Annotated in this window: 4 protein-coding genes; 1 reads left to right on the top strand and 3 read right to left on the bottom strand. The window is 45.6% G+C overall.

Translation table 11 applies throughout. The annotated features are described in order from the left end of the window. Nucleotides 1-284: 284 nt before the first annotated feature. Together ACEW9I_RS17140 and ACEW9I_RS17135 are read right to left on the bottom strand one after the other, a co-directional pair. Nucleotides 285-854 (bottom strand): DUF937 domain-containing protein, encoded by a 570-nt coding sequence (locus ACEW9I_RS17140; RefSeq protein WP_373541543.1) that lies wholly within the window; start codon nucleotides 852-854, stop codon nucleotides 285-287. 172 nt (nucleotides 855-1026) lie between these two features. Further along, on the bottom strand, nucleotides 1027-1803 hold the full coding sequence (locus tag ACEW9I_RS17135; protein WP_373541542.1) for a 7-carboxy-7-deazaguanine synthase QueE: 777 nt from the start codon (nucleotides 1801-1803) through the stop codon (nucleotides 1027-1029). 189 nt (nucleotides 1804-1992) lie between these two features. On the opposite strand from ACEW9I_RS17135, the gene ACEW9I_RS17130 reads away from it, so the two are divergent. Next, a complete protein-coding gene (locus tag ACEW9I_RS17130) occupies nucleotides 1993-2442 on the top strand; it encodes a hypothetical protein (protein WP_373541541.1) in 450 nt (149 codons plus the stop codon). Nucleotides 2443-2530: 88 nt separating this feature from the next. Here ACEW9I_RS17130 and ACEW9I_RS17125 read toward each other — a convergent pair whose 3' ends face one another. Then, nucleotides 2531-2818 carry a hypothetical protein gene (locus tag ACEW9I_RS17125; protein ID WP_373541540.1) on the bottom strand — a complete coding sequence of 96 codons (288 nt, stop codon included), beginning with the start codon at nucleotides 2816-2818 and terminating at the stop codon, nucleotides 2531-2533. Nucleotides 2819-2964: the final 146 nt, after the last annotated feature.

Raw genomic sequence — 2964 nt, 5'->3', positions numbered from 1 at the left:
ACCCAAATCACGCGGAGGTTCCCTCCGCATGTGTTTGGGTCAAGACAGCGCATCAGCGACCGAAATCGCGCTGAGGTCTCCTCGTGCTAAGCGTTTCGGTCAAGACAAGACAGGCGGACTTTGCAGCAATAGCGGCGATTTCAATCGCTGTGCTGTCCTAACCACCTTGACGAGCTAAAATCTCAGACGTTCATGTTCACAGGCGACGGGGACGCTCCCAGCAGATGGGAAAGCCCCCATCTGCTGGGATTTAAAATGAGGAGATTTGTTTATCTACCCATAGATTAAAACATCTTACCAATAATATTCCCCAAATCTTCCACGATATTGCCATCCCCATCTGCATCGATCGCTCTTGTAGCCATACCCAGCAGGTCACTGCCGCCACCGAAAGAGCCGAGCAGCTGGGCGATACCATTAGCATCTAAACCGCCCTGTTCCTGACTGGATTTGCCCAATGCACCCATCACCAGTGGCGTCAGAATACCCAATAGCTGAGTCGCTGCACCGCTCTCCATGCCAGTGTTTTGACTGATGGTATCGGCCATCGCATTCTGACTACCACCACCCAGCACTTGACCGAGCAATGCACTCCCCATCCCAGCCGCACCAGCATTACCCACAAAACCCATCACGTTGTCCAAAATCGAGCCATCATTCGATTGAGTAGCTTGCTGAATTACCTCAGCACCGTCTGGTGTAGCCGCACGGTTGCCCATTGCTGACAGTAGCAGCGGTAGAGCCATCCCCACCGCTGATTGAGTTGTACCCTGGTCTGAGCCAATTTGCTGGCTAATTTGTTGAATTGCTGGCCCACCCAGTTGACTCGCAAGCATTCCGATTAATGGATTCATGGCAATTTACTTGAGTTTGGTATGAACGAAAATCGCTCCGACAATATTGTACACAACTATTTCAACCATTCCGATTGGAGCAGCTAAGTGAGTGTAGGGTGTGTTAGGCAGCAGCCGTAACGCACCAGGATCGATACCCAAGGATCTGATTTAGGATTCCTATAACTATAAATTACAACTGTCCAATCATTTTATGAGTTTGTGGAATCACCCGCACTTGTGGCAGATACTCCTTCATTAAAGCCTGCCAAGCCAATACCTGTGATGGCGTTGGTGCTGACAAATGGGGATTTGTATGCGGTTGAGCTAAAGCCGTCATTGGCTGCAAAAAGATGATCGTGCGATCGCTTACATCAGCAACTAATTGTGCTGCTTGGTGCAGTTCCGCAGGATCGGTCGTCTGGGAAATAATAATTTTGACAAATACATCGACATCCGCATCTCGACACACTTGCAGGAATTCCCGATGTTGTTCCCAGTGAGTTTCCCCGCTGACACTCGGCAACTTGATATCCATCCCGATCGCATCCAAGTACGGTAATATCTGCACCAACTGCCCAGGGCGATGTCCACCTGTCTCCAGATAAATCGGTAGGTGTGTCAATGCTTTGACTTGGGGCAAAAATTGAGCGAGAAAAGCCGCATGTAATAGCGGTTCGCCACCAGTAATACTGATGCTATCGTGCAAATAAGGTCGATTTTGACGATCGATCCAGCTTAGTAGTTGAGATGACTCGATCGGGTTATCATGAGTGACAAAATCACGCTCTCCAGGGGTCTGCTCGATCTCGCAAGTCTGTTGCTTTTGCCAGGTATGTTGACTATCGCAGTAGTGGCACCGCAAATCGCACCCCCCAAACCGGACAAAGATCTGGCGCGTCCCCACATTTAGCCCCTCACCTTGAATTGCTGAGAAGATTTCAATTAAGTTGGCAGTGAGTGCAGTCATAGGAGCGAAGACTAGGGATAAGCGATGAACTAACTATTTTAGATCGGCTTCGAGTCGATTTCCCAAAGGGAAGGCTCCGCCAGCGCATTAGTTCAAGAGTCTAGATTGCACATTATCAGTGTTCGCAAGAGTTCCTGATATGATTATAGATATCGTTTCTCGTGCTATTTAGTGGAAATACCAGACAGCATGAAGGCAGAACTCGCCACTTGGAATAATGGTGATGGTGTCGATCTAGAGACATGGCATAGTTGTTTGGGAAATTATTCCTCAGCAGTTGGCTATTCAACCTTGTTCTGGCCGACATTCTGCAAACACAAAGAATATATTTTTAGAGCAGGCGTTTCACCAAGTAGCGTTCAAAGCTGGGAAAACACGGGCGTAACCAAACAAGCACTCGAATGGACAATCAACCACATCCATATCAGCGATCTATATCCAGGTGCGGAAGATTACAGTAACGATAAAGCATTCGCGATCGCCAATCAACTCAGAGAAATCTACCAAGCAAAACTTAACTGGCAGTTTCCAAACGATCCCTGCATTGTCGAAATTTACATACCCGAAGCTGAAGACGATTCTGAAGATGATTTTATCGATTATCAGGTATCTTTTTGGCAGCAAAAACATGAAGAATAGCAAGAATTGTAGAATGGGCAGTTCATAGGTTCGTTAGAGTGATAGCGAAACCTAATTAACACATGAATACTATTCTACATTCATTCAATTAATTATTATCTTCACCAGGTAGAGATCTCAATAGTAAAATATCGATCGCAAACATAAAAACAGTTGCCGCGTAAATAAATATCGTCCATCCATACACATCGGATCCGATCCACAGCTTACCGCAACCACTGAAATCAAAAAGTTCTTGGATTAAATTTTTACTACCACACGAACTTCTCTTAAAGTAATAGCCTGCATCGCCAATATTAAAGAGAGTAGTAATTGTTTGAAATAATAGTACGGGATATATTAAGTTAGGCGTGTAGCGAATTTGCTTGGTTGTCATGCAAATAATAGTAGTATCTAGTGCGATTCGTTTTCTCGAAACTGAGTAATCAGGGGATGAGAAGCTTCTGTTAAGTAACCCTAACGGGTAGAGTTCGCACTTTAATTCTTAACAGATGACAACTATATAACCTTATTGGTGAGTGG

It is taken from the genome of Chamaesiphon sp., assembly GCF_041738855.1.
Classification (GTDB): Bacteria; Cyanobacteriota; Cyanobacteriia; order Cyanobacteriales; family Chamaesiphonaceae; genus Chamaesiphon.
This window is presented reverse-complemented; position numbering and strand designations above follow the sequence as displayed.

Excerpts from the sequence above, each read along its gene's own strand:
- ACEW9I_RS17140 (WP_373541543.1), bottom strand. The coding sequence starts at position 854 with ATGAATCCATTAATCGGAATGCTTGCGAGTCAACTGGGTGGGCCAGCA.
- ACEW9I_RS17135 (WP_373541542.1), bottom strand. The coding sequence starts at position 1,803 with ATGACTGCACTCACTGCCAACTTAATTGAAATCTTCTCAGCAATTCAA.
- ACEW9I_RS17130 (WP_373541541.1), top strand. The coding sequence starts at position 1,993 with ATGAAGGCAGAACTCGCCACTTGGAATAATGGTGATGGTGTCGATCTA.
- ACEW9I_RS17125 (WP_373541540.1), bottom strand. The coding sequence starts at position 2,818 with ATGACAACCAAGCAAATTCGCTACACGCCTAACTTAATATATCCCGTA.